Origin of the sequence: Aequorivita aquimaris (assembly GCF_001573155.1) — a bacterium.
Classification (GTDB): domain Bacteria; phylum Bacteroidota; class Bacteroidia; order Flavobacteriales; family Flavobacteriaceae; genus Aequorivita; species Aequorivita aquimaris.
Genome location: NZ_JRWG01000007.1, coordinates 28,842 through 54,888, shown reverse-complemented (window position 1 = coordinate 54,888; position 26,047 = coordinate 28,842). Strand labels below are relative to the sequence as shown.

The window sequence follows — 26,047 nt, the reverse complement described above, 5'->3', positions numbered from 1 at the left end:
AATTGATTATTGCCTGCTTTTAATTTCCCGAAAAATTTTCCACGAACCAAACTTTAAAATGGCGGTTGCGCACAACAAACCCGAAAGCATCGCGCCCGCCACACCAACTAAGGTGATATCCTGGCCTGCTAAGAAAAGACCTTTTATTTTAGTTTTCGGTCTTAAAAATGGAAGCGCAAATCGTTCTGGCGAATGTGCCAAACCGTAAATTTCGCCACTTTTATAATTGGTGAAATTTTCTGTGGAAAGCGGGGTTGAAACTTCGGAAGCCACAATGGTTCCTTCAATCTGGGGAAAAATCTTGTAGAGCACCTTTAGCATTTCGGTTTCAAAATTCTTTTTTAGTTGAAGGTATTCCTCCCCGCGTTTCATCCAGTTTGAATCTTTATAGGCTTCAAACCAATCCATATTACCCACGGAAATTGCTTGGATTGTCGCCGTCCCCGGATTTTGGGTTTCCCAATTGGGGTCTTTTGCGGAAGGGAAGGAGATGTATGCAAAATTTTCCGGCGCATTTTCCAAAGTAGCTTTGTCAAAAATTGCGTCAATGCCGTCGTGTTTGTAATACCAAAGATTGTGTTTCGGAAGGTTGAGGGCCTCGCTTGATTTGTTCAGCCCAAGATATAAACAGATGTGTGCGCTGGCAGGTTGCACATTTTTTAGATTGAAATTGCAAACCTTTCTATCAGTTTCAGAAAGCAAATAATTGAAGGTGTTGTTTACGCCCACATTGCTTATCACGCTTTGGCAGGCAATGAATTTTTCGCCAAGCTCAATTCCTTTCACCTTATGATTTTCGGTAACGATTTTGGTGACGTCGGCGTTTATAAAAATCTTGCCGCCGTGCGCTGTAAAGACTTCCAAAGTTTTTTCACAAATATGGTCGGCGCCGCCGATAGGGTAGTAGCCGCCTTCCAAAAAATGGCCAATCACCATCGCATGCGCCGCAAAACTGCTATTTTTTGGCGACAGGCCGTAATTGCCACATTGGGCGCAGAGTACGGCAATCAACCGCTCGTTTTTGGTGAGTTCATTTAAAACCTCCCAAGTGGTTTTTTGGGAAAATTTGGAATATCTTTTTCTGAAAATCCAACCGACCGATTTACTGAACCACGGCTCAAAAATTTTTTCGAAGAAGAAGGCACCGCCGCGCTTGTTTGTTTTTTCAATCAGGGAAAGATAGCTGTCAATTGCCATTTCCTCTTTGGGAAAATAGGCGAGAAATTGTTTTCTGAAATTTTCCTTTCCGGCTTTAAAAAGATATTCCGTGCCATCAATATTTGCCACATCGTACACTTCGCCCATCGTTTCCCACTGCAAATTTCCATCCGTCAAAAAGTCGAAAAAACCGCGTAATGAAGACCCTTCTGCCATATTGCCCACGTAATGCACGCCAACATCCCACTGAAAGCCATCCTTGCGTTTAAAGCTGTGTGTGAAACCGCCGGGGACGTAGTGGCGTTCAAAAATTGCCACTTTTTTTCCGGCCTTTGCAAGCCAGGTTGCAACGGTGAGCCCGCCCATTCCGCTTCCAATCACAATATGGTCCAGCCCCGAAAAATCCAGATTTGGTTTGTAGGGTTGGTACAGTTTGTTTACCATAAAAGTAGCTGGGAAAAAGTTTTATTCCTGAAAAATAAGCAAAGTATTTGAGCTTCTGAAATAAAAAACCGGCAGCGGTTTTTGACCGTGCCGGTTCTATTTTTAAAAGTTTGAAACTTATATATCGTCAAATTCAATATCGGTAAAGTTGCTGGTGTCCGGTTGCCCGTTTTCTGAAGCCTTTTCAGCAGTGGCCGCAACGTCATCGGTTTCTTTTTTATAATCTTTTTGGTGGCGCTCGCTTATAACCTCTTCACCTTTTTCGTCGATTACGTAATTTATCATTTCCTCAAGGTTGTCCTTAAACTCGCTGAAATCCTCTTTGTAAAGATAAATTTTGTGCTTTTTGTAATGGTAGGAACCATCATCATTTGTAAATTTTTTGCTTTCGGTAATGGTAAGGTAGAAATCGCCTGCCTTTGTGGACCTTACGTCAAAAAAATAGGTGCGTCTTCCCGCGCGCATTACTTTTGAAAAAATCTCTTCTTGCTCCATCGTATAGTGGTCACTCATAATTTCTGTTTTTTGCTAACGTTTTGCCAAAAATCCAAAAAAAATCCAAACCAGCCAAAGTAAAATTTACATTTCTTTTTCCAAAAGTTGTTTCGCGTAAAGTTCCTTGTAGTAGCCTTCGCTGTTCACCAATTTATTGTGCGTGCCCTGCTGTATGATTTTTCCGTCTTCCAGCACAATTATTTTATCGGCATTTTTTACCGAAGATATACGGTGGCTCACGATAATCGTGGTTTTGTTTTCTGAAATTTTATGGAGGTTTTGGAGTATTTCTTCTTCAGTTTCTGTATCAACCGCTGAAAGACAATCGTCAAAAAGAAGTATCTGTGGGTTTTTAATAATGGCGCGGGCAATGGAAACGCGTTGTTTTTGGCCTCCGCTCAAGGTAATGCCGCGCTCGCCCAACACGGTGTCGTACCCTTTGGCAAAGCCGATGATATTTTTATGCACGGCGGCGTTTTTCGCAGCTTCAATCACCTCTTCTTCCGAAGCGTCCTCTTTCCCAAAGCGAATGTTGTTGCGAAGCGTATCACTGAAAAGAAAAGCATCTTGGGGCACGTAGCCAATGCTATTGCGCAAATCATCCAAATTTAACTGACGGATGGGCGTATTGTCTATTTTCAGCATCCCTTCCTCTACATCGTAAAGTCTTCCTATCAATTCCAAAATCGTCGATTTTCCCGAACCTGTGTTTCCAACAATCGCCAAAGTTTCACCGGGTTTTACTGTAAAGGAGACATCCTTTAGCGCCGTAATCCCTGTGTCTGGGTAGGTAAATGATAAATGGTCGAATTCAATATTTCCCCCAATCGGAGTATTTTCTGCCACTAAATTCTCGATGGAAGGTTCAGTCTCCAAAAATTCGTTGATTCGTTTTTGTGAAGCCTCTGCCTGTTGCACCATGGAGGTAACCCAGCCAACTACGGCAACGGGCCAAGTAAGCATATTCACATAAATCAAAAATTCAACAATGGTTCCAAATTCGGCAATCTGGCCGTTTATGTAGCGTGTTCCGCCTATATAAATTACGAGTATATTGCTAATGCCGATGAGTAAAATCATCAAAGGAAAAAACAGGGCCTGCACCTTTGCGAGATCTATGTTCTTCACTTTGCTACCCTCGGCGAGTTCTTCAAAATTGGCGTTGGTACGTGGCTCTATTCCGTAGGCCTTTATTACCGCAATCCCGCTAAAACTTTCCTGTGTGAAGGTGGTGAGTTTTGAAAGATACTGCTGTACAATGGTTGTGCGTTGATTGATAAGCACACTCAACCTATAAATTGCAAGTGAAAGAATAGGCAATGGCGCTATTGCATATAAAGTTAAGATGGGAGCCTTGTAAAACATATAGCTGATTACAACCACGAAAAGCGTTAAGGTAGTAATGCTATACATTAGCGCTGGGCCCACGTACATGCGTACTTTGGAAACATCCTCGCTGATGCGGTTCATCAAATCGCCCGTGCGGTTCTGTTTGTAAAAGCCTAAAGAGAGTTTTTCGTAATGTTGAAAAATTTCGTTTTTGAGGTCGTATTCCACATATCGGGATACCACAATAAAGGTCTGCCGCATCATAAAAGTGAATAGCGCAGATAGCAGCGCAGCGCCTAAAAGCAATAAAATGTTAATAAGCAACTCGTGTTCTACAATACCGATATCCGCAATTTCACCATTCATATATTGTTTGACCGAAGTCAATGAATCGCCCACTTTCATAGGAACAACGAGCTTAAAAACGGTTGCAATAATAGTGATGAACACACCTAATAGCAGCCGCCCTTTATATTTTAGAAAATATTTGTTGAGATACTTTAATTCTTTCATTTATGCTTCAGTTAGCTGCACGCTAACTTTTTTAAAATTCTTAAATTAACAACCATTGCTTTGTGGAATTGACAACAATAAGCTACTTTTGCACCGCCTTTTTAAAGGATGAATAAAATAATTAAAAAAGCTATGGTAACTGAAGTAATTAAAACAAACGAACTTCATAAAATAGACCCGGTTTTCGGGCAAATGTCTTTTGACAATCACGAGCAAATCGTTTTTTGCAACGACAAAGATACTGGATTAAAAGCAATAATTGGTATCCACAATACGGTTTTGGGACCTGCTTTGGGCGGCACCAGAATGTGGAATTATACCAGCGAGTGGGAAGCCTTGAACGACGTATTGCGTCTTTCACGCGGGATGACCTACAAAAGTGCAATCACGGGCTTAAACCTTGGCGGCGGAAAAGCGGTTTTGATAGGTGATGCAAAAACCCAAAAAACTCCAGAATTAATGCTGAAGTTTGGTGAGTTTGTACATTCTCTTGGCGGAAAATACATTACTGCCGAAGATGTGGGAATGGCAACTTCAGATATGGATTTGGTGCGCACGGTTACCCCTTACGTTACAGGAATTTCTGAATCAAAAGGTGGCGCGGGCAACCCTTCACCGGTTACTGCTTATGGTGTTTTTATGGGAATGAAAGCTGCGGCAAAATATAAATTTGGAAGCGATATACTGGAAGATAAAGTTATTTACGTTCAAGGAATTGGAAACGTAGGTGAAGCTCTAGTTGAAAACTTGAGCAATGAAGGTGCAAAAGTATATATTGCCGATATTAACCAAGATCGTTTGGAAGAAGTTCGCGATAAATACAGCGTGAACATATATGGTGGAGACAACATTTATGCAGAAGAAATGGATATATATGCGCCTTGTGCATTAGGAGCTACTGTTAATGATTTTACCATAAACCAATTAAGCACAAAAATTATTGCAGGTGCTGCAAACAATCAATTGGCTGAAGAGCAAAAGCACGGGAAAATGCTTCGTGAAAGAGGAATAGTTTACGCACCAGATTTCTTGATTAACGCCGGTGGAATTATAAACGTGTATGCAGAACTAGAAAATTATGACCGAAAGGAAATAATGCGCAAGACTGAAAACATTTATAACACTACGCTTGAAATTTTGAAAAAAGCTGATGCAGATAATATTACAACGCATCAAGCAGCCTTCAACGTAGCCCAAGCTAGAATTGATGCAAGAAAAAACGAAAAATAGGTTTCGGTTTTTTTAAAACACTATCTTTGCAGCGCACAAGAACATTCTTGTGCGTTGTTTCTTTAAAAACAGTTCTTTCTAAAATATGCTTACAAGAAGACATATACGAGTAAAAGTTTTGCAGTCCGTTTACGCCTTTAACCAACGGGTAAACCCAGATATTGATTCACAGGAAAAATTTCTGTTGCACAGCATAGACCAAATGCAGGATCTTTATTTATTGTTGTTGCAGTTGCTTGTTTCACTTCAGGAGCAAGCAGAAAGCTTCCTTAACCGTTCGCAAAAAAAACACCTTGCTACCACACTTGAAAAGAACCCCAGCCGTACTTTTGTTGACAACAAGCTTTTAAAGGTAATTGCCGAAAACGCAACCTTTTCTAATATTATTGAAAAGAAAAAACTCAATTACTGGAAATTGGACAGCGAGTATGTTTCAATTATTTTTAACGAGCTGCGCCAATTGGAATGGTACGATGATTACCTTTCAAAAAAAGAAACTACTTATAAAGAAGATAGAGATTTCATAATTAAGGTTTTCAAGGAATTAGTGGCGCCAAATGAAAAGCTTTACGATTATTTAGAAGACAAAAGATTGACTTGGGTAGATGATTTTCCCATTGTGAATACGGCCATTGTAAAGATGCTAAATAAACTTTCGGAGAAAAATGCCTCCTCGCTTTTGGTTCCCAACCTCTATAAAAATGAGGAAGACCGAGAGTACGCATTGCAGCTTTTCAGAAAAGTGATTTTGAACGAAGACAAGCTAAATGCACAGATTGAGGGAAAAACACCAAACTGGGACCAAGAACGCATCGCCGATGTAGATTTGATAATTCTGAAAATGGGCATTGCTGAATTTTTATATTTCCCATCAATTCCTGTTCGGGCCACAATCAACGAGTATTTAGAGGTTTCCAAAGAATATTCAACGCCTAAAAGCAGCATTTTTGTCAACGGAATTCTGGATAAAATAGTGAAGGAATTTGAAGAAAATGGCAAACTCAATAAAATTGGACGCGGACTTCAATAAAAGTAAAAAAATCCCTATTTTTGGCGTGCTAAAAACATAAAAAATAACAATTATCATGAAAAAATCAGTATTATTAGTAGCAATACTATCTGTTTTCGCTTTTTCTTCTTGCAAGGATAATGCAGCAGATAAAGTAAACGAAGAAAATGTTGCAACAGCAGAGGCGCGTGATGCAGAATCTGGCAAATTTCCAGTAATCACTTTTGAAGAAAGTCAATTTGATTTTGGTACTATTGACCAAGGGACAAATGTGGAGCACGTTTTTAAATTCAAAAACACTGGTGAGGCCCCTTTATTGATTGTAAATGCAAAAAGTAGCTGTGGTTGTACAGTTCCAGAATATACTAAGGAACCAGTTGCGCCAGGTGACTCAGGTGAGCTTTTGGTAAAATTCAATGGTAGCGGACAAAATCAAGTGAGCAAAACAGTTACACTTACTACAAACACAAAAGCAGGGACAGAAACTTTGACAATCAAAGCTTTTGTAAACCCTAAAGCTGGTGCTGCACCCGTTAAAACCCCAACTTCCTAATACCCATTTTAGGAATAAATAATTGCTATGGAACAAATACAAAGTTTTTTACCAATAATATTATTGTTTTTGGTGATGTACCTTTTTTTGATACGTCCCCAAATGAAAAAAGCCAAACAGGAAAAGCAGTTTGCCGCCCAATTAAAAAAAGGTGACAAAGTGATTACCAATGGCGGAATCCACGGAAGAGTACTAGAACTTAATGATGATGGAACCTGCATAATTGAATGCGGTGCCGGAAAAATAAAGTTTGAAAGAGCTGCCATTTCTATGGAAAGAACAGCAAAACTAAACGCTCCCGTAAAAGAAAAGAAATAGTAAATTGTTCCTTTTTTAAATAAAAACTCCCTTAATCTATTGTTAAATAGTTGAGGGAGTTTCTTTTTTGAATAACTATTTCAAAAAGCTATTCTTCTTCTTTTTTAAACTTTGAGATATCCTCTGCGGTAATTTTTGCAATGTTCACAATTACCTCTACAGCCTTTTGCATGCTTTCCACAGGCACATATTCATACCTGCCGTGAAAATTGTGCCCCCCAGCAAAAATGTTCGGGCACGGCAGCCCCATAAAGCTAAGTTGCGAACCATCGGTGCCACCGCGAATTGGTTTTATTAATGGCTCAATGCCAGCTTGCTCCATGGCTTGTTTTGCAATTTTTACAATGTGCATTACGGGTTCAATCTTTTCGCGCATATTGAAATATTGGTCTTTTATTTCAACAGTTACTACTTCCATTTCGTGCTGCTCGTTCAGGTCGTCAGCAAGTTTTTGCATCATATCTTTTCGGGCCTCAAAATGCTTACGGTCATGGTCGCGGATTATGTATTGAATTTTAGTTTCATCAACCGTTCCTTTAATGCCATGCAGGTGAAAAAAGCCTTCCCGCCCTTCGGTATGCTCAGGGGTTTCCAGCCTTGGGAGCGAATTGATATAGTCCGTAGCGATGTACATACTGTTTATCATTTTTCCCTTGGCATAACCGGGATGCACAATTTTTCCCTTTACGGTAACCGTTGCCCCGGCTGCGTTGAAGTTTTCATATTCCAGTTCGCCCACTTGGCTGCCGTCCATGGTGTAGGCCCAATCTGCGCCGAATTTTTTCACATCAAATTTATGCGCACCACGGCCTATTTCCTCATCGGGCGTGAAGCCTACTCGGATTTTGCCGTGCTTAATCTCGGGATGGTTTATAAGATATTCCATTGCGGAAACTATTTCGGTAATTCCAGCTTTATCGTCAGCGCCCAAAAGCGTAGTGCCATCTGTTGTAATGAGGGTCTGGCCTTTGTAAAGCAATAAATCTTCAAAATAATCTGGAGAAAGAACGATATCCTGTTCTTTGTTCAGCAGAATATCCTTTCCATTGTAGTTTTCAACTATTTGCGGTTTTACATTAGCGCCAGTAAAATCTGGCGAAGTATCAAAGTGTGAAACGAAACCAATAACAGGAACAGGATGTGAAACATTGGCGGGCAAAGTAGCCATTATATAGGCGTTTTCGTCAATGGTTACGTCTTCCATTCCAATCTGCTTGAGTTCTTCGGCAAGTTTATTGGCGAGGTCCCATTGTTTTTTGGTGCTGGGCGTGGTATCGCTGTTTGGATCGCTTTCGGTATCTATGGTTACGTAGCTTTTGAAGCGGTCAATAAGGTGTTGTTTTTCAATCATAGCTTTTCTTTTACAATGCAAAATAAAGCATATTCAAAATAACAAATACATAGATTAGTGTATTTTTGTACCACATTTTTCAACCATGTACAAAACCATCATCCGTCCCATTTTTTTCATCTTTGATCCTGAAAAAATTCACCATTTCACTTTTTCACTGATTCGGTTTTTCCATAAAATTGGCTTCGGAAGTATTTTTAAAAGTATTTATAAAATTGAAGACCCAAAACTGGAGCGCGAACTTTTTGGATTGAAATTTCCAAACCCAGTGGGGCTTGCCGCGGGTTTTGACAAAGATGCGAAGCTTTACAAAGAACTTTCAAATTTCGGTTTCGGTTTTATTGAAATAGGAACCGTCACCCCAAAACCCCAACCGGGCAATGAAAAGCCGCGTTTGTTTCGTTTGAAAGAAGATTCCGCAATTATTAACCGAATGGGTTTTAACAATGGCGGGGTGGAAGAAGCGGTTGAAAGATTGAAGGCAAATTGTCATCCTGAGCCCTTCGACTCCGCTCAGGAAAGGCTGCATCGAAGGGTTTTAATAGGCGGAAATATTGGGAAGAATAAATTTACGCCCAATGAAGAAGCCGTAAACGACTACATTATCTGTTTTGAGGCGCTTTTTGATTATGTGGATTATTTTGTGGTAAACGTAAGTTCACCCAATACGCCAAACCTGCGCGCTTTGCAAGAAAAGAAGCCGTTGACCGATTTGTTGCAAACGCTTCAGGATAGAAATAATTCAAAAGAAAAACGCAAACCAATTCTTTTAAAAATAGCGCCAGATTTGACCGATGAACAGCTTTTGGACATCATTGAAATTGTTGAAACCACGAAAATTGATGGTGTTATTGCAACCAACACCACAATTTCCCGCGAAGGAATTACTTCCGAAAACAAAAAGGAAATGGGCGGTTTAAGCGGAAAGCCTTTAAATAAAAGAGCCACGGAAGTAATCCGTTTTCTATCGGAAAAGAGCAACAAAGCGTTTCCTATCATTGGCGTGGGCGGAATCCATTCTGCAGAAGATGCTTTGGAAAAACTGGATGCGGGCGCAACTTTGGTGCAACTTTACACAGGGTTTATTTACGAAGGTCCGGGGCTGACTAAGCAAATAAACAAAGCGATTTTAAAGCGGAAATGATTGAAACCCTAATTTCTTTTTCAATCGCCACTTTAGCGCTCGCCATCTCACCGGGACCGGACAATATTTATGTGCTTACGCAATCCTTGGCCAACGGCACCAAAAGTGGCATCGCCACAACTGCTGGATTGATAAGTGGTTGCATAGTCCACACTACACTTTTGGCTTTTGGCATTTCTGCAATTATTACTGCTTCGGAAGAACTTTTTTACGCAATAAAGGTTTTTGGAGCTTGTTACTTGCTTTACCTGGCGTACAAAGTCTATAAAAGTGACGAGCATATTTCTTTGGCTGAAAATGCTCCAAAAAAATCATACGCACAACTATTTAAAACTGGCGTTATTATGAATTTGGTAAACCCAAAAGTGATGATTTTCTTTTTGGCGTTTTTCCCTGGTTTTCTTTGGAATGAAAACGGAAACACCGTGCTGCAATTTTACATTTTGGGAATAACTTTTATGATGGTTTCTTTTATAACTTTCAGTAGCATAGCCCTCGCGGCGGGTAAGATTTCATCTTTAATCTCCCAATGGAAAAGTATGGGCATTGTTTTAAAGTGGCTTCAGATAGTTGTTTTTGTGGGCATTGCCATTTTTATCTTGCTGCCCTAATTCCATAATTCTTTTTTAAAATTGAAAGATTCCTGCCTGCGCAGGAATTGCTATCTTTGGGGCAATGCAGCAAGTAAAAATTATAGAATGTCCGCGCGATGCCATGCAAGGCATCAAAGAGTGGATTCCCACCGAGCAAAAAGTGAAATATATCCAATCACTTTTGCGCTGTGGTTTTGACACCATTGATTTTGGGAGTTTCGTCTCGCCAAAGGCAATTCCGCAAATGCGTGACACTGCAGAAGTGCTTTCAAAGCTTGACCTCTCTGCAACCAGAAGTAAATTGCTCGCCATCATCGCTAACCTTCGCGGGGCGGAAGATGCAGTGAAACATCCTGAAATTGATTATTTGGGTTATCCTTTTTCTATTTCTGAAAATTTCCAAATGCGTAACACGCACAAAACAATTAGTGAATCTTTAGTGTTATTGCAAGATATATTAAATATAGCCGAAAAAAATAATAAAAAAGTAGTTGCCTATCTATCCATGGGATTTGGAAATCCTTACGGAGACCCTTGGAATGTTGATATTGTAGGGGAGTGGACGGAGAAGCTTTCAGCTATGGGGGTGAGGATCCTTTCGCTTAGTGATACAGTAGGTTCATCTACACCTGATATTATTTCATATTTATTTACTAACTTAATACCCAAATATCCCCACATAGAATTTGGCGCACATTTGCACACCACACCAAATGCTTGGCATGAAAAAATTGATGCTGCCTATAAAGCTGGCTGCAGAAGATTTGATGGAGCCATTCAAGGTTTTGGTGGTTGCCCAATGGCTAAAGACGATTTGACAGGGAACATGCCTACCGAAAAAATGCTCAGCTATTTTACTGCTGAAAAAGTTTCGAGCAACATTAACCCGATGTCTTTTGAAAGCGCACATAATGAAGCAACTAAAATTTTTACTAAATATCATTAAATGAGAAAACTTTTACTTTTGGCTTTTGTGGGCTGTTCTTTTTCAAGCTGCCAAATTTTTCAACAAGTATATCCCGAGGATCCAATAAAAGGTGCCGGAGTCATTACCCTAAAGCTTATTCAAATTAATGATGTGTATGAAATTGCACCCCTGAATGGAGGAGAGTATGGCGGATTGGCGCGTGTGGCACATATTCGCGATTCAATTAAGGATAGGTTTCCAAATACCTATTTGTTTTTGGCAGGCGATTTTTTAAACCCATCCTTAATAGGTACTTTAAAAGTTGACGGCGAACGAGTAAATGGCGAACAAATGATAGATGTGTTAAATGCTATGGATATCGATCTGGTTACATTCGGCAACCATGAGTTTGACCTTAGTGAAAAGGATTTACAAAAAAGATTGAATGAATCCAATTTTACGTGGACAACGGCAAATGTGAAACACGTTACCGAAAAAGGACTGGTACCCTTTGCCACCAAGTGGGAATACTCTACTGTACCTACATCAGATTTTTCTACCTTCAATGCAATTGATGCTGATGGAAACAAAATGAAATTTGGGGTATTTGGTGTAACCCTACCTTCCAATCCAAAATCATATGTTTCTTATGGCGATATTTATGAAAATGCCGAAAGAGCATATAATCTGGCTATACAAAAAGCTGACTTTGTTGTAGGCCTTACTCATGTTTCGTTAGAAGAAGATATTGAAATAGCACGAAGATTACGATCGTTGCCTTTAATAATGGGAGGCCACGAACACTATAATATGCTTGAGAAAGAAGGCAGAACCATTATTGCTAAAGCAGACGCCAATGCCAAAAGTGTATACGTACACACCCTGATTTATAATCTTCGTACTAAATACCTCCACATTAACTCGGAATTAATGATGGTTACAGATAAAATAGCATCCTCAGCCAAGGTAGAACGTGTAGTAAGCAAATGGACAGATCTTGTAGATGCACAACTTAAAGAGGTGGTAGAAAATCCTGAAGAGGTAATTTATAACGCTTCCTCTCCGTTGGATGGCACAGATAAATCCAATAGAAGCAAGCAAACCAATATAGGTGAATTAATTACACGTTCCATGGCATATGCATATAATAATAATGTTGATGGTGCCCTGGTAAACGGCGGATCGATAAGAATAGATGACAGGTTGGTGGGTGATATAACTAGTATTGATATTTTTAGAGTCCTCCCCTTTGGCGGAAGTGTCTTGAAAGTAGATTTAAAAGGAAGTTTATTGAAAGAGGTTTTGGAATATGGAACCCTGCAAAGCGGTGAAGGAGCTTATCTTCAACGCTACAAATTTTCACAAAACGAAAATGGAGATTGGCAAACTGGAGATAAAACAATTAGCGACAATAAAACATATACAGTTGCTTTCAGCGACTTTTTGCTGAAAGGTTTGGATATACCGTTTTTAACGCCTGATAACAAAGGGATCGTGAAAATTTACACGCCTAATGAAACTGAAACTGCTGCCGATATTCGCAAGGCAATTATTTTTTATTTAAATTCACTAAAAAAATAAATATGCTTAAAAAAGGTATAAAAATCTTTCTTGTTTTGGCGCTTATTGCATTAGTTGCCATCCAATTTATACGTCCAGAAAAGAATAATGATGGATATAAAAGCGTCGCATCTTTTGAATCGGAAACCAAACCTTCTGCAAAAGTAGCTGCCATTTTAAAAGAAAATTGTTACGATTGCCATAGTGACCAAACCCAATATCCATGGTATGCTGAAGTTGCTCCTTTTTCACTTTGGCTTGACGATCATATTGAACACGGAAAAGAGCATTTCAATGTTTCAGCCTGGAAGGATTACTCTATCAAAAAGAAAGAACACAAACTAGAGGAACTTATTGAAATGGTAGAAGATGATGAAATGCCATTAAAATCCTATGCCATCATCCACGGTGATCTTTCAGAAGATGACAAAAAGCTATTACTGCAATGGGCTGGAGTTGCCAGACTTCAATACAAACACCAACTAGAAGTATCTTCAAACAAATAATATTTCAAATTAAATTTTATTTAAATTTATTCTAAATAAACTTGTGAGGTTTATTTTTGACTATTATTTTTGCGGCTGAAAAACCAACCTATTTTAATTCAGTCTAAATAATATTTCAAATGAAAAGCCTAATTTTAACCACATCAATCATTACAGCACTTTTATTCGTCTCGTGTTCTTCCGATGATGATCAGCCTATAGTTCAAAATACTGTTGAAGCCCCGGCAACCTATAAATTTATGCGCGGCAGCGAGTCAACAGTTAGCTTTGATGGACAAACCACAAGAATTTTAATGGCCGGGGAAACCGCAAATGCATTTATGGATTTTGACAATGCTACGGAAGCTTCACTATTGGCAATGTTTAACCATCAAGCGGGAAATATGGATTTTTCTGATGCAGATTTAAATGCTTCCGATAAAAATCTTCGAAGCAAAACTGCAGCTTCCTATGATTATTTTTTTACTAATACTTCTGAGAGCGCCGCAATTAAGGCAACTTTTGAAGATTATATTTCTGCACAAATCAATGAGGTCTTTCCAAATATAATGGTAGTCGCAACTCCTGGAACACCTGGACAGATTGCAGATGGTTCTCGCACAAGATACGTTAACGCTAAAGGTTTAGAGTACAATCAGGCCTTTGCAAAAAGCCTTTTGGGAGCTGTAATGGCAGACCAAATGCTTAACAATTATTTAAGTGCTGCTGTACTTGATGAGGGTAATAATCGTGAAGACAATAATAACGACATTACCGAAGAAAACAAACCTTACACCACTATGGAGCACAAATGGGACGAGGCCTACGGATATTTGTACGGAACGTCGGCAAATCCTGAAAACCCGAATTTAACCATTGGCGAGGACGACAAATTCTTAAATGAATACGTGGGCCGTGTAAATGATGACCCGGATTTTTCCACTATTGCCGCTGAAATATTTGATGCTTTTAAATTGGGCCGCGCCGCAATTGTTGCAAAAAATTATGAAGTTCGAGATGAGCAAGTTGCAATCATCCGCGAAAAGATTTCTGAAGTAATTGCCGTTCGTGGTATTTATTACCTACAGGCCGGTAAAAATAAAATTGTTGACGGCGATCGTCAGGGCGCTTTCCACGCCTTATCGGAAGCTTATGGTTTTGTTTACAGTTTACGTTTTACAAGAATGTCTGATAATAATACACCATTATTTACAAAAACTGAGGTTGATACATTATTGAATATGTTGATGGATTCTTCCGACAATGGATTTTGGGATATTACTCCAGAAACATTAGATGCAGTATCTGAAGCCATGGCAGCCAAGTTTGACTTTACCGTGACTCAAGCAGGAAGTTTATAAATTAGTTGAATTAGTACCCAATCGGTCGGTAACTTTGGCCGATTGGGTTTTTTAATAAAAATCTCTTAAAGATGAAGTTTTTAAAATTTGGAATTTTTTTGGCTCTTGTGGCTGCCAATATTACTGCTTGTTCAAGCGATAGCGATGGCCCGGAAGAAACCGATGATGCTTTTGACCGTGGCGCCATGCTCGCCAATTGGGCCGATAACATCATCGTTCCCGCATATACCAGTTTCAATTCCAAAGTAGTTGAAATGGAAGCCGCAACAAGTTCATTCACCGCAACTCCAACCGTGGAAAACTTGCAAGCGCTGCGTGCTGTTTGGAAAGAAGCTTATGTGTCTTTCCAGAATGTTTCAATGTTTGAAATAGGAAAGGCTGAGGAAGTACGCTTCCGAAATCGCTTGAACGTTTATCCTACAAACGTTTCTCAAATAGAAGACTTCATCGCAACGGGCAATTATGATTTTGCATTGCCTTCCACCATCGATAAACAAGGCTTTCCTGCATTGGATTATATGCTGAATGGCCTTGCTGAAACCGATGCCGAAATAGTGGTTTTTTATACATCAAACCCCAATGCTGAAAGCTATAAAACCTATTTGACCACACTTTCCCAAACTATAAAAGGCTTGAGCAATGAGGTGCTTTCAAGCTGGACGGGCGGTTATCGCGATGCGTTTGTGGCAAACACAAGCTCATCAGCTTCCGGTGCTGTTGATAAACTTACAAATGATTACATTTTCTATTTTGAAAAAGCGCTTCGCGCAGGAAAAGTGGGTATTCCTGCGGGTATTTTTTCAAACGGAACTTTGCCACAAAACGTAGAGGCATTTTATAAAAAGGATATTTCAAAAGAACTTTTATTGGAAGCCATCAATGCCAGTGTAAATTTCTTCAATGGAAAAAATTTCAACGGAAACTCTAACGGAGCAAGCTTCAAAACATATTTGGATTATCTGAACACCATCAAAAACGGTGAAAATCTAAGTGCTTTGATAAACAATCAATTCACGGTCGCAAAAAATAAGGCAAACGAGCTAAATGCAAATTTTGTGGAACAAATAGAAACTGACAATTCAAAAATGCTCGCTACATACGATGAATTGCAGCGCATCGTAGTTTTGTTAAAAGTAGATATGATCCAAGCGCTGGACGTGACCATAGATTACGTAGACGCTGACGGCGACTAATGTTTACAGCAATCCAAAAATATTTTCAAAAGAACACACAGGCCGCGCCACTCGCGGTCTTTCGTGTTCTTTTTGGTTTTATGATGTTTTTGGGAATAGTTCGATTTTGGGCGAATGGATGGATTGAAAAATTATACATACAACCGAAATTTTTCTTTAGCTATTACGGTTTTGAATGGGTAAAACCAATAGGAAATTACACCTATATAATTTTTGCAATTTGTGGAATTGCCGCCCTCTTTGTGGCTTTGGGCTATAAATATCGTGTAGCTATTATCGTCTTCTATTTAAGCTTCACCTATATTGAGTTGATGGATAAAACCACGTATCTCAACCATTATTATTTTATTAGCTGCGTTGCGTTTTTGATGATTTTTCTTCCTGCAAACGTTTATTTTTCAGTAGATGCTTATAAAAACCCGAGGAAGGCTTTTCAAATGGTTCCAAAATGGACTATAGATAGCATCAAACTAATATTGGGCATTGTCTATTTTTATGCAGGTTTGGCAAAACTGAACAGCGATTGGCTCTTTAATGCTATGCCTTTAAAAATTTGGCTTCCCTCAAAATACGATCTTCCTTTTCTGGGAGATTTAATGCAGCAGCCCTGGGTACATTACACTTTCAGTTGGAGTGGCGCCCTGTATGATTTGGCTATTCCTTTTTTATTGCTTTACAGGCGTACGCGTTGGTTTGCTTTTGCCTTAGTCATAATTTTTCACGTAATGACGCGGGTTTTGTTCCCTATTGGGATGTTTCCTTACATAATGATCGTGAGCACGCTTATCTTTTTTGACACGGGCTTTCACAGAAAAGTAATCCGTTTTATTTCAAAATTATTGCGAATTGATTATTCCAAAATGGTCGCTCTTTCACAAACAAAGAAATACCGTTTCAAAAGAAATATTGCCTTGCCGATTCTTGCCGTATTTTTTGTGATTCAGCTATTGTTCCCGTGGCGCTATTTGGCGTACCCCAACGAGCTTTTTTGGACGGAGGAAGGGTATCGTTTTTCGTGGCGTGTTATGTTGATGGAGAAAGCGGGCTATGCGCAATTCAAAATAAAAAATACCGAAACGGGTGAGCAATTTCTAGTGGACAATACAGACTTTTTGACGCCCTTTCAGGAAAAACAAATGAGCACCCAACCCGATTTTATATTGGAATACGCACATTTTTTGGGTGAACATTTTGAGGCGCAAGGCCACGAAAATGTGGCTGTTTACGCTGAAAGCTATGTAGCACTCAACGGAAGATTGAGTCAGCCTTACGTCAACCCAAATGTAGATTTGATGAAACAACGGGAATCCTTCCGAAGAAAGAATTGGATTCTGCCATTTAACGATACCATTAAAGGACTTTAAAATAATACAATGTTGAAAAACGCCCTATTTCTAATCTTTCTTTTTGTGAACCTTTCCGTGTTTGCACAATTTTCCGTTTCGGGAAAAGTGGTTTCAAGTGAAACTAAAACGCCGATAGCTTACGCCGAAGTTTATATTTTGGATCTCGGAAAATCTAAGGTAAGCGACGAAGCGGGAAATTTTGAATTTTCTGATATTCCCGCGGGAACCTATGAATTTGCGGTTTTCAATCTGGAATATGAAGTATTGAAAAAGCAGTTCACTATTTCAGAAAATACAACGATAAACTTCGAATTGGAATTGCTGGGCGAGCAGCTTTCCGAAGTACTGATCACGAAACGTAAAGAGGAAATTTTCGCTTTGCGGAATTTAAAACAGGTGGAAGGCACGGCCATTTACGCCGGAAAAAAAAGCGAAGTGGTAGTGATGGACAACCTGACTACAAATACTGCCACCAACAATGCAAGACAGATTTATGCACAGGTTGTAGGCTTGAATATTTATGAAAACAACGATGGCGGTTTACAGTTGAACATTGGCGGTCGCGGCTTGAACCCAAACAGAACCGCGAACTTTAACACACGGCAAAATGGTTATGATATTTCAGCAGATGTTTTGGGTTATCCCGAAAGTTACTACACCCCGCCCGCCGATGCCATTAGCGAGATTGAAGTGGTTCGTGGCGCGGCTTCGCTTCAGTACGGAACGCAGTTTGGCGGATTGATAAATTTTAAGTTGCACCAACCCAATCCGAAGAAAAAAATAGAATGGATTTCCCGACAATCCTTAGGTTCGTATGAACTTTTCAATAGTTTCAACAGCCTGAGCGGCACCGTGGGGAAGTTTGGCTATTACGCATATTACAACTTTAAAACGGGTGATGATTTCAGGCCAAATTCTGAATTTGATTCGCACAACGCCTACGCCCATTTGGAGTATAATTTTTCAGAAAAAACAACCCTCGCTTTTGAAATGAGCTACTTAAACTATTTGGCGCAACAGCCGGGTGGACTTACCGATAGGCAATTTGAGGAAGACCCCACTTTCAGCAACCGGACGCGAAACTGGTTTAAGGTAGATTGGAAACTCTATTCGCTGCGTTTGGACCACAGTTTTTCTGAAAAGACTGATTTCAGCCTAAACCTTTTTGCTCTCGATGCCTATAGAAAATCTGTTGGTTTCCGTGAAAACAGGGTTTCGCAGCAGGATGATTTGGATGCGCCGCGTGAATTGATTTCAGGAAATTTCAACAATTGGGGCGCGGAAGCTAGACTTTTAACGCACTATAATCTATTTGGAAAAGAGAATGTGGTGCTTTTTGGCGGAAAGTATTACCAATCAAACAATAGCGAACGCCAAGGGCCGGGAACCAACGATAGTGACGCCAATTTTGAATTCGCATCTTCTGAATATCCCAACTACCCGCGCCAAAGTGATTTTGAATTCCCAAACCTGAATTTTGCTGCCTTTGGTGAAAATATTTTCAACATTTCATCCAAGTTTTCGGTTACGCCCGGTTTTCGGTTTGAATATATAAAAACGCAGAGCGAAGGCGAATACAAAAAAATAAATTTTGACATTGCAGGCAATCCTATCTTGAATGAGGACATTGCCGATAACCGCGAATTTGACCGAGCTTTTGTGTTATTGGGAGTAGGGTTGAGTTATAAACCCTTAAAGTCGTTGGAAATTTATGGGAACGTCAGCCAAAACTACCGTTCGGTTACTTTTAATGATATCAGAATTACAAACCCCTCTTTGGTTGTTGATCCAAACATTACTGACGAGCAGGGCTACACTTTTGATTTGGGCGCACGCGGACGGTTTGGTAAATATCTTTCGTATGACATCGGTGGTTTTTTCTTAAGCTATCAGGATAGGTTAGGGGTTATCGTGCGCGAGGTGAGCGATATTCAAGAGGAACGCTTCCGCGGAAATATTGGCGATGCGGTTACTTATGGTTTGGAAAGTTTTGTGGATTGGAACATTATGGAAACTTTTTCGGCGAATAGAAATTTTAAGATGAATTATTTCGTGAACCTTGCAATTACCGATAGCGAATACACTTCTTCCGAAGAAAATAATGTGGAAGGCAAAAAAGTGGAATTTATTCCTGGCATCAACCTAAAAACAGGACTTGGCTTTGGCTATAAAAACTTTTTGGGAAGTCTGCAATACACTTATTTGAGCAAGCAATTTACCGATGCCACCAACAGTGAGCGCGATTTTGAAAGCCAGAGTGGCATCGTGGGCGAAATTCCGGCTTATGATATTTTGGACCTTTCCTTGGCATATACTTTTGGCCGTTTTAAGTTGGAAAGTGGAATCAACAATGTTTTAAACAACAGTTATTTTACGCGCCGCGCTACTGGGTATCCCGGGCCGGGAATTCTTCCCAGCCAGCCGCGTACTTGGTATGCTACGCTGCAGATAAAAATTTAGAAACGAAATATTTATTTTTCTTTTTGGCAAATAATCGTACTTTCGAATAAACCTTTTGAATGAAATATTTCCTATCTACTGTATTTCTCGCCATACTTTTAACATCGTGTGGCGCAAAACAACCAGCCATTTTAAGCTCTTCCACAAATCCTGCTGAAACAGCTACTGCACATGAACCATTTTTGGATATCACTGAAATGGCGCCAAATAAAAAATATGCCCTTACGGGAGAATATCCTGTAATGGTTGGTGAAAAAAGCGTTTCAAACCAACGTAGGTATATTGCATCTTTGGCAGGGCCTAACGGGGAAGAACTTACATTTCACCGTCGCGGAAGTTGCTGTTCGTATGAAAGTGAAAATGGTATGATGGGTAGCGCCCTAGTTGACGTTTATGAAGTTTCATATGAAGGCTTGAAAGAACCCATTTTGTTATATATAAGTTTTTATGATGAAGGCCCGCTATATATTCCACATGGATTTACAAAAAGAAACCTCAATTAATTACTTAATTTAGCGTACATTTGCACGCAATTAATCCATAACCACTTTCGCTCTTTCGAAAGTTAATTTAATTGCAATGACCGCACACGACAACAAAATTCTTGGGGAAGGCCTTACTTACGACGACGTACTTTTAGTGCCTGCCTATTCTGAAATTTTACCCCGCGAAGTTTCCATCGCCACAAAATTTTCACGAAATATTACACTCAATGTACCAATTGTGTCCGCAGCGATGGATACGGTTACCGAAAGCGCCATGGCCATTGCCATTGCCCGCGAAGGCGGTATTGGTGTGCTTCATAAAAACATGACTATTGAAGAACAAGCTGCTGAAGTACGAAAAGTAAAACGTGCCGAAAGCGGAATGATAATAGATCCAGTTACACTGAAAAAAGGAAGCACGGTGGGCGATGCCCAAAAAACAATGCGGGAATACAGTATCGGGGGTATTCCGATTACCGATGATGCGGGGAAACTTATAGGAATTGTCACCAACCGCGACCTCCGTTTTGAAAAAGACCTAAAACGGCCTTTGAGCGAGGTTATGACTTCCGAAAACTTGGTTACCGTGGCGCAGGGCACTTCTTTAAAGGAAGCGGAGATTATTCTTCAACAGAACAAAATTGAAAAACTACCTGTAGTGAGCGATGACGGAAAATTGTTGGGGCTTATTACATTTAGGGATATTACAAAACTTACCCAAAAACCTATTGCCAACAAAGATAAGTATGGGAGACTACGCGTGGCTGCGGCCCTTGGCGTTACTCCCGATGCCGTGCAAAGAGCGGAGGCTTTGGTAAACGCCCAGATTGACGCCGTAATTATCGATACTGCCCACGGACACACCAAGGGCGTGGTTGAGGTTTTGAGACAGGTAAAACAAAAATTTCCAGATTTAGATGTGGTAGTTGGGAACATTGCCACAGCCGATGCTGCTAAATATTTAGTTGATGCTGGTGCCGATGCCGTGAAAGTAGGTATTGGACCGGGTTCAATTTGTACAACCCGTGTGGTTGCTGGAGTAGGGTTTCCACAGTTTTCTGCGGTGCTGGAAGTTGCCGCGGCTATTAAAGGCAGCGGTGTACCAGTAATTGCGGATGGTGGAATTCGTTACACAGGCGATATTCCAAAAGCAATTGCTGCAGGGGCAGATTGTGTAATGCTCGGCTCATTGTTGGCAGGAACAAAAGAATCACCCGGAGAAACCATTATTTACGAAGGCAGAAAATTCAAATCCTACAGAGGAATGGGTTCAGTGGAAGCGATGAAGCAAGGAAGTAAAGACCGCTATTTCCAAGATGTGGAGGACGATATCAAAAAATTGGTTCCCGAGGGTATTGTGGGGCGTGTACCCTACAAAGGTGAATTGGTGGAAAGTATGACGCAATTTATCGGTGGATTAAGAGCTGGTATGGGCTATTGTGGCTCTAAAGATATTGAGACTTTAAAAGAGAATGGCAAGTTTGTAAAAATAACCTTTTCAGGAATTGCGGAAAGTCATCCACACGATGTAACAATTACGAAAGAGGCGCCAAACTATAGCAGATAGTTTTAAAAAATAAAGAATATGTTTGTTTAAAGCACTGGGTTTTTCTGGTGCTTTTTTATTTTAAAGTATTGAGCAACGCTTTAAAATAATTGATTATAGTTTCCAGTTGATGACTGTCCTTTTTTCTCAATGCTGCGCTATATGAAATTTTACTATTTTGACAAATAAGTTTTGAAGCAGGAAAGTAAAGTAGCGCACGGGTATATTGATTTAAGAGTAACTTCTCGGTGAGTTCAGTTTTTTCTCCTCTTAGACCATACTGCGGAGTACGTACAATAATACTAATAAGCGGTAATTTTCTAATCTCCGAAAAATCTGTTTCTGTAATTAATGAATTTTTTGGACCTATTGTTATTCTTACACGGCTGTTCCAATAAAGCTTCAGTTTATAATCCCTATCGTTTATCTTAATGGTTCTTATAATTTCGCCGGAAAGATTATTGTTTATTTGTTCAATAATTTCGCGAGAGTTCATTGGATTTAATTTTTACTTCAATAGATTTCAAAATCTCAATAAAGCTTTTAAGCTGTGCTGCACTTTCAATTCCGTGAGGTGGTGTAAGTATTATTTTTGATGTATTTTTATATGGAATACGAATGTAAAGATTTTGTTTTTGAAGAAGTTTGATTAACAATTCATCATTAACAATTTGTGATATTAGCTTTTCATTTCCTTTAAATATATACTTGGTTTTCAATATTTTATTTTTTGATGGTAACAGCCTTAGAATTAGTTTTTCAAGAAAAGTAATAGGATAAATTTCTAAGCTTTCCCTTATTTTATTATTTAAATGAAGCGTAATCCTATAGGGTTCTGCAGTAGGGATTGCTCCGCCAACTTCATCAAGATTAATGGAAATTCTGGAACCTGCTATTAAGAATTTTGCTGTTTTGGGCTGATAGACCATTCTTCCCAAAAGTGAAAAAATATTTTTAATGTTTTCTTCTTCATAATACCCATTGTGTTTTTCTGCAAAATCTTTAATTAGGTTCATGACTAAGTGAGTTGAGATTCTTCAAATATAGTTTTTTGAAAAATAAAGCATAAAAAAACGTGGACCATAAGAGTTCCACGTTTCTTTTATAAAAATTAAGGAGTCTTTTATTTTCCTTCTTCTTCGTCAGCTGTTATGGGAATTCCCAATTCGGTGAGAATCGGAATGGTTAAGTCATAATTTGGATCTAGATATATCAAGTCTTGATTGGTTTGGGTAACTTGGGTAAACTCTTGTGCTTTGGCTACTTTGTCCAAAGCTTCGCCTATTTTTTTGTAAAGTGGTTGTAGGTATTCCTGTCGCTTTATTTCCATAAGCTTGGCGCCGTTTTGCTGAAATTTTTGAATGTCGGCATCCAATGTTAAAAGTTCGGTCTGTTTTGTCTTTTTTTCTTCGGGAGTCAAGTTAGCCTCGCCTTTTTTATATGCTTCGGCCAATACTTTATATTCGTCTATTTTTTTATTAAGATCAATGTCCAATTGTGATGCGTAGGTTTCCAATTGTGTTCTTACGGTTTCCATTTCTGGCATTTTGGAAAGTATGTAATCTATATCCGCAACGCCCACTTTGCTTTGTGCGAAAGTGGTAAGGCCAATAAAGAATATGACAATTTTTAGAAATTTCATTTTAATATGTTTTAAAAAATTAAGTGCGCAATATTACTATAAATATTGCAAATATACAGGCAGTTGCGCTATCGTTTGTAAAAAATATAGTCTGTAATAAGAGGTGGAAGCCCTTTTTCTTTTAGCAAACTGATAAGCTGGCCACGGTGATAGGTGCTGTGGTTTATTATGTGAAAAAGGATATCGACTACCGAATTTGTATAAGCTTGTCCCTTGCTATTGGTGTAACTTATATTTTCATTTAATTGTATTTGGTGAAGAATATGTATGCTTTTCTCAAAATTTTCGGTGTTGATGGTTTTTAATTGTTTCAGGCCCAATTCTTGCCACACCGAAAAAGTAGGTAAAGCACCCAAAATTCTATGGTTCCAAATGTGGTGGGCATTTAGTGTATGGCTTGTCAAAACGCTTATCTTTCCTTTAAAAAGAACAGGGTGCCCAATCAATGTGTCAATAACTTGCTGATTGCAGTGGTGTGTATACTCAAAACTATTTTGAAAAAAGGACTTCATTCGTCATAAAGCTGCCCTCGGGTGGGCTTTAGGGTTTCCCGTAAACTATCCATCAGATTTTTTTCTACGACCATAAATGCGATGTGGTGCATAGGGCTATGTTCTTCTATTCCGGTAAAGCTGTGCTGTAGCTTTTCCGTTTCGGCAAATTCATTAAGATGCTTTGCGTGGTGTTGGGCAATGTGCTTTGCGTTAGGGCCTCGAAAATCCCATATAAGTTTTATTCTTTCAGTCATTTACAGGGTGTTTTGAAGAAATTGTTTCAGTAAATAAAAGCTAAAGTTTTTTTCTTTTTAAAACCATTGGCAAGGTACGGGTTTTTGGGAATATTTTTAAAACCGAAAAACACTATAATTATATTAAATTCGTTTGCATTTCTGATGTGTGTTACCATAGCTTTTTGTTATTTTTGCCACGCTTCAATAAAAATAAAATATTCAAAAAATGATGAAAAAATTTCTTTCCCTATTCATTTTGGTCTTTTTAAGCGCCACGACCGTTTTTTCGCAAAACAAAAAAGAGGTGTTGATGACCATAAACGGCAAACCTGTTTACACCAATGAATTTAAGCGTGTTTATAAAAAGAACCTGGATCTGGTTCAGGATGAATCCCAGAAAGATATAGATGGTTATTTGGAGCTTTTTATAGATTATAAATTGAAAATTGCAGAAGCCCAAGCTCAAGGTTTGGATCAAGAAAGCGCTTATAAAAGTGAATTTTCAAAATACCGGGACCAACTGTCAAGAAATTATCTCTTTGAAGATAAGGTTACAGAAGAACTTGCCAAGGAAGCATACGAGCGTGGAAAGTTTGATATAGCCGCATCACACATTTTGATTCGTGTAGATTATGAATCGGTTCCGCAGGACACATTGGCTGCTTATAATAAAATAAAGTCAATTAGGGAAAAAGCCCTAAAAGGAGAAGACTTTACAGCGCTTGCAAAAACATATTCCGAAGAACCGGGCGCCAAGGAAAGAGGCGGCGATTTGGGTTATTTTTCTGTGTTCACTATGGTTTATCCTTTTGAAACTGCAGCCTATAACACTCCGGTAGGAGAAATTTCTGAAATTGTTAGAACCAGTTTTGGTTACCACATCATAAAAGTGAAGGACCGAAGAGCAAAATTGCCAAAGATTGGGGTTTCACACATTATGATTTCTGATAAAAAAGGAGCGCGCACTTTTAACCCTGAAGAACGCATCAATGAAATTTACACGATGCTAAAACAGGGCGAATCTTTTGAAAGCTTGGCAAAACAATTTTCTGACGATAAAAACTCTGCAGTAAAGGGAGGGAAACTGAACCCTTTTACAAAAGGTGATCTTCGTGCATCAGAGTTTGAGGATGCTGCCTATGATTTAAAAACGATTGGTGATATCAGTAAGCCTGTAAAAACTGATTTTGGCTGGCATATTATTCGTTTGGATGAAAAACTTCCGATGGAAACTTTTGAAGAGCAAAAACAGATGCTCGAGAAAAAGGTATCTGAAGGCGACCGTTCTAAATTGGTTACCACCGCTACCAACAACAAGATAAAGCAGAAATACGGCTTCAAAAAAGAAGCAAGCTTTTTACCCTATTTTGATACGTATGTAGGTGATGATGTGCTTAAGCGAAAGTGGGTAATGGAACCCATTCCTGCTTCTGAAGAGAAAACGCTTTTCACCATAGGGGACAGAAAGGTAGGGTACACAGATTTTGCCAAATTTATTGAGAATAGACAAAGAACCACAAGGCCGTACAAGCAAAAGGAGGCATTTTTGGTGGAACTTTATAACGAATTTGAAACTGAGCAACTCAAGGATTATTTCAAAGAAAGACTGGAAGTGGACAATGAAGAGTACGCGGCTGTGCTTAATGAATACCGCGACGGACTTTTGATTTTTGATGTGATGAACAAAAACATCTGGCAGAAAGCTAAGAATGATAGTTTGGGCCTTGATGAATATTATAGTAAAACAAAGACAGACTACCAATGGAAACAGCGGGTTGATGCAGATATTTATTCAGCTACTTCAGAAAGCATCGCAAAGCAGATTCAGACTATGTTGGCAGAAGGTAAAACTGCTGAAGAAATAAAAGCATCACTCAATACTGAAGAAAAAGTAAACGTATTGATAACGCCGGGACTTTTTGAAATTGATCAACATGAGCTGCCAAAGAATCTTGCAATTAAACAAGGAGTTTCAAGTATTTATCCTAACAATGATTCGTTTGTAGTAGTAAATATAAAAGAAGTATTGGCGCCCGGCGTTAAGGCTTTAGATGAAGTAAAAGGGAAAGTTTTAAGCAATTATCAAAATGATATTGAGGCTTCATGGATGGAAAGTTTACGAAGTAAATACAAGGTTGACATTAACAATAAAGCTTTAAAACGAATTAAAAGGGACTTGAAGTGATACGTCACAT

Annotated in this window: 25 protein-coding genes; 16 read left to right on the top strand and 9 right to left on the bottom strand. The window is 39.2% G+C overall.

Going from position 1 to position 26,047, the window contains the following annotated elements; translation table 11 throughout:
- Positions 1-6: 6 nt before the first annotated feature.
- The 3 genes from LS48_RS11540 to LS48_RS11530 all read right to left on the bottom strand — a co-directional run bounded on the left by LS48_RS11540 (position 7) and on the right by LS48_RS11530 (position 3,939).
- Positions 7-1,602 (bottom strand): phytoene desaturase family protein, encoded by a 1,596-nt coding sequence (locus LS48_RS11540; protein WP_062622676.1) that lies wholly within the window; start codon positions 1,600-1,602, stop codon positions 7-9.
- 117 nt (positions 1,603-1,719) lie between these two features.
- Complete coding sequence (locus LS48_RS11535) at positions 1,720-2,115, bottom strand: PUR family DNA/RNA-binding protein (RefSeq protein ID WP_062622675.1); 396 nt, start codon at positions 2,113-2,115, stop codon at positions 1,720-1,722.
- Positions 2,116-2,181: 66 nt separating this feature from the next.
- The gene (locus LS48_RS11530; protein ID WP_062622674.1) at positions 2,182-3,939 is read right to left on the bottom strand and encodes an ABC transporter ATP-binding protein; all 1,758 of its coding nucleotides are present in this window, start codon (positions 3,937-3,939) and stop codon (positions 2,182-2,184) included.
- 132 nt (positions 3,940-4,071) lie between these two features.
- Here LS48_RS11530 and LS48_RS11525 point away from each other — a divergent pair, with 132 nt between their 5' ends.
- The 4 genes from LS48_RS11525 to yajC all read left to right on the top strand — a co-directional run bounded on the left by LS48_RS11525 (position 4,072) and on the right by yajC (position 7,049).
- The gene (locus LS48_RS11525; protein WP_062622734.1) at positions 4,072-5,169 is read left to right on the top strand and encodes a Leu/Phe/Val dehydrogenase; all 1,098 of its coding nucleotides are present in this window, start codon (positions 4,072-4,074) and stop codon (positions 5,167-5,169) included.
- An 85-nt stretch (positions 5,170-5,254) separates the two neighbouring features.
- On the top strand, positions 5,255-6,199 hold the full coding sequence (nusB, locus tag LS48_RS11520; protein ID WP_062622673.1) for a transcription antitermination factor NusB: 945 nt from the start codon (positions 5,255-5,257) through the stop codon (positions 6,197-6,199).
- A gap of 55 nt (positions 6,200-6,254) precedes the next feature.
- The gene (locus LS48_RS11515) at positions 6,255-6,731 is read left to right on the top strand and encodes a DUF1573 domain-containing protein (RefSeq protein ID WP_062622672.1); all 477 of its coding nucleotides are present in this window, start codon (positions 6,255-6,257) and stop codon (positions 6,729-6,731) included.
- Between the two features lie 27 nt (positions 6,732-6,758).
- A complete protein-coding gene (gene yajC / locus LS48_RS11510; protein ID WP_062622671.1) occupies positions 6,759-7,049 on the top strand; it encodes a preprotein translocase subunit YajC in 291 nt (96 codons plus the stop codon).
- A gap of 88 nt (positions 7,050-7,137) precedes the next feature.
- On the opposite strand, the gene pepT is transcribed toward yajC, so the two are convergent.
- Positions 7,138-8,400: a peptidase T gene (gene pepT, locus LS48_RS11505; RefSeq protein ID WP_062622670.1), complete on the bottom strand. Its 1,263-nt coding sequence runs from the start codon at positions 8,398-8,400 to the stop codon at positions 7,138-7,140.
- Positions 8,401-8,485: 85 nt separating this feature from the next.
- Between pepT and LS48_RS11500 the strand changes: the two genes are divergently transcribed.
- The 11 genes from LS48_RS11500 (at position 8,486) to guaB (ending at position 21,501) form a co-directional block, all read left to right on the top strand.
- Positions 8,486-9,544, top strand: a complete 1,059-nt coding sequence (locus LS48_RS11500) for a quinone-dependent dihydroorotate dehydrogenase (protein WP_062622669.1) — start codon at positions 8,486-8,488, stop codon at positions 9,542-9,544.
- Positions 9,541-10,155: a LysE family translocator gene (locus LS48_RS11495; RefSeq protein ID WP_062622668.1), complete on the top strand. Its 615-nt coding sequence runs from the start codon at positions 9,541-9,543 to the stop codon at positions 10,153-10,155. The genes LS48_RS11500 and LS48_RS11495 overlap by 4 nt, the downstream gene beginning before the upstream one ends.
- A 64-nt stretch (positions 10,156-10,219) precedes the next feature.
- Positions 10,220-11,083, top strand: a complete 864-nt coding sequence (locus tag LS48_RS11490) for a hydroxymethylglutaryl-CoA lyase (RefSeq protein WP_062622667.1) — start codon at positions 10,220-10,222, stop codon at positions 11,081-11,083.
- Positions 11,084-12,625, top strand: a complete 1,542-nt coding sequence (locus LS48_RS11485; protein ID WP_062622666.1) for a bifunctional metallophosphatase/5'-nucleotidase — start codon at positions 11,084-11,086, stop codon at positions 12,623-12,625.
- A gap of 2 nt (positions 12,626-12,627) precedes the next feature.
- On the top strand, positions 12,628-13,110 hold the full coding sequence (locus tag LS48_RS11480) for a heme-binding domain-containing protein (RefSeq protein ID WP_062622665.1): 483 nt from the start codon (positions 12,628-12,630) through the stop codon (positions 13,108-13,110).
- Positions 13,111-13,229: 119 nt separating this feature from the next.
- Positions 13,230-14,450 carry a DUF4856 domain-containing protein gene (locus LS48_RS11475; protein ID WP_062622664.1) on the top strand — a complete coding sequence of 407 codons (1,221 nt, stop codon included), beginning with the start codon at positions 13,230-13,232 and terminating at the stop codon, positions 14,448-14,450.
- Positions 14,451-14,521: 71 nt separating this feature from the next.
- Positions 14,522-15,643: an imelysin family protein gene (locus tag LS48_RS11470; protein ID WP_062622663.1), complete on the top strand. Its 1,122-nt coding sequence runs from the start codon at positions 14,522-14,524 to the stop codon at positions 15,641-15,643.
- Positions 15,643-17,007, top strand: a complete 1,365-nt coding sequence (locus LS48_RS11465) for an HTTM domain-containing protein (RefSeq protein WP_062622662.1) — start codon at positions 15,643-15,645, stop codon at positions 17,005-17,007. The genes LS48_RS11470 and LS48_RS11465 overlap by 1 nt, the downstream gene beginning before the upstream one ends.
- A 9-nt stretch (positions 17,008-17,016) precedes the next feature.
- On the top strand, positions 17,017-19,449 hold the full coding sequence (locus LS48_RS11460; RefSeq protein ID WP_062622661.1) for a TonB-dependent receptor: 2,433 nt from the start codon (positions 17,017-17,019) through the stop codon (positions 19,447-19,449).
- Between the two features lie 59 nt (positions 19,450-19,508).
- Positions 19,509-19,952, top strand: coding sequence for a hypothetical protein (locus tag LS48_RS11455; RefSeq protein WP_062622660.1), 444 nt, complete (start codon positions 19,509-19,511; stop codon positions 19,950-19,952).
- Positions 19,953-20,028: 76 nt separating this feature from the next.
- Entirely contained in the window at positions 20,029-21,501 is a 1,473-nt protein-coding gene (guaB, locus tag LS48_RS11450; RefSeq protein WP_062622659.1) for an IMP dehydrogenase, read from the top strand.
- Between the two features lie 55 nt (positions 21,502-21,556).
- On the opposite strand, the gene LS48_RS11445 is transcribed toward guaB, so the two are convergent.
- The 5 genes from LS48_RS11445 to LS48_RS11425 form a co-directional block, all read right to left on the bottom strand.
- Positions 21,557-21,976, bottom strand: a complete 420-nt coding sequence (locus tag LS48_RS11445) for a hypothetical protein (RefSeq protein ID WP_062622658.1) — start codon at positions 21,974-21,976, stop codon at positions 21,557-21,559.
- On the bottom strand, positions 21,954-22,496 hold the full coding sequence (locus LS48_RS11440) for a hypothetical protein (protein WP_062622657.1): 543 nt from the start codon (positions 22,494-22,496) through the stop codon (positions 21,954-21,956). The genes LS48_RS11445 and LS48_RS11440 overlap by 23 nt, the downstream gene beginning before the upstream one ends.
- A 107-nt stretch (positions 22,497-22,603) precedes the next feature.
- On the bottom strand, positions 22,604-23,122 hold the full coding sequence (locus tag LS48_RS11435; RefSeq protein WP_062622656.1) for an OmpH/Skp family outer membrane protein: 519 nt from the start codon (positions 23,120-23,122) through the stop codon (positions 22,604-22,606).
- A gap of 68 nt (positions 23,123-23,190) precedes the next feature.
- Positions 23,191-23,634, bottom strand: coding sequence for a DinB family protein (locus LS48_RS11430; protein WP_062622655.1), 444 nt, complete (start codon positions 23,632-23,634; stop codon positions 23,191-23,193).
- Positions 23,631-23,870, bottom strand: a complete 240-nt coding sequence (locus LS48_RS11425; protein WP_062622654.1) for a hypothetical protein — start codon at positions 23,868-23,870, stop codon at positions 23,631-23,633. The genes LS48_RS11430 and LS48_RS11425 overlap by 4 nt, the downstream gene beginning before the upstream one ends.
- A 208-nt stretch (positions 23,871-24,078) precedes the next feature.
- Between LS48_RS11425 and LS48_RS11420 the strand changes: the two genes are divergently transcribed.
- On the top strand, positions 24,079-26,037 hold the full coding sequence (locus LS48_RS11420; RefSeq protein WP_076692465.1) for a peptidylprolyl isomerase: 1,959 nt from the start codon (positions 24,079-24,081) through the stop codon (positions 26,035-26,037).
- Positions 26,038-26,047: the final 10 nt, after the last annotated feature.